The sequence below is a fragment of the Limnohabitans sp. 2KL-17 genome (assembly GCF_003063415.1).
In the GTDB taxonomy this organism is placed as follows: Bacteria; Pseudomonadota; Gammaproteobacteria; order Burkholderiales; family Burkholderiaceae_C; genus Limnohabitans_A.
The window spans coordinates 1-827 of the sequence record NZ_NESK01000090.1 but is presented as its reverse complement, the minus strand read 5'-3'; the positions used below and the strand labels follow the sequence as shown (position 1 = coordinate 827).

At 57.8% G+C, this 827-nt stretch carries 1 pseudogene; it reads left to right on the top strand.

Annotation, left to right across the window (positions count from 1 at the left end):
* Positions 1 to 7: 7 nt before the first annotated feature.
* A pseudogene (istB, locus tag B9Z45_RS16720) lies at positions 8 to 793 on the top strand (IS21-like element helper ATPase IstB); the annotation flags it as partial.
* Between the last annotated feature and the right edge of the window lie 34 nt (positions 794 to 827).

The window sequence follows — 827 nt, the reverse complement described above, 5'->3', positions numbered from 1 at the left end:
CTAGGCCGAACTCAAGGGTCTCAGACTGAGCGGCATGGCCATGGCATGGGCGGATCTGGTGGAGCAAGGCGGCAGTGCAGAGCTGGGGACATCTCGCTGGCTGATTGAGCACTTGCTGCAAGCCGAAGCAGTCAACCGCCACATGAGATCGATTGCACATCAAACCAAGGCCGCCCGCTTCCCTGTACACCGGGATCTGGCGGGGTTCAACTTTGAGGCCTCGCAAGTGGACAGGGCATTGGTGCACAAACTGGCCGATCTGTCGTTCACGCAGGATGCGCAAAACGTGGTGCTCATTGGGGGACCGGGGACGGGCAAAACGCACCTGGCCACTGCGCTGGGTATCTCGGGGCTGACGCAACACGGCAAAAAGGTCAGGTTCTACTCGACGGTGGACCTGGTCAATGCGCTGGAGCAGGAGAAGGCGCAAGGCAAGGCGGGACGGCTTGCTCTGAGTCTGTCGCGCATGGACTTAGTGGTGCTCGATGAGTTGGGATATTTGCCGTTCAGCCAGGCCGGAGGAGCCTTGCTGTTTCACTTACTGTCCAAGCTCTATGAACGGGTGAGTGTGTTGATCACGACGAACCTGACGTTTGCAGAATGGTCGAGCGTGTTTGGGGATGCCAAGATGACGACGGCGCTGCTGGACCGGTTGACGCACCACTGCCACATTGTGGAGACGGGCAATGAGTCCTATCGGTTCAGGCACAGCTCCAATGAGGCGAGGGGTCGAATCAAAGCGCGAGAGCAGACAAGAAAAACGGAGAGAAAGGAGCTGCAGGACGACAATTGAACTTATAGTTATCCACAGCCAGCGGACATCAAAG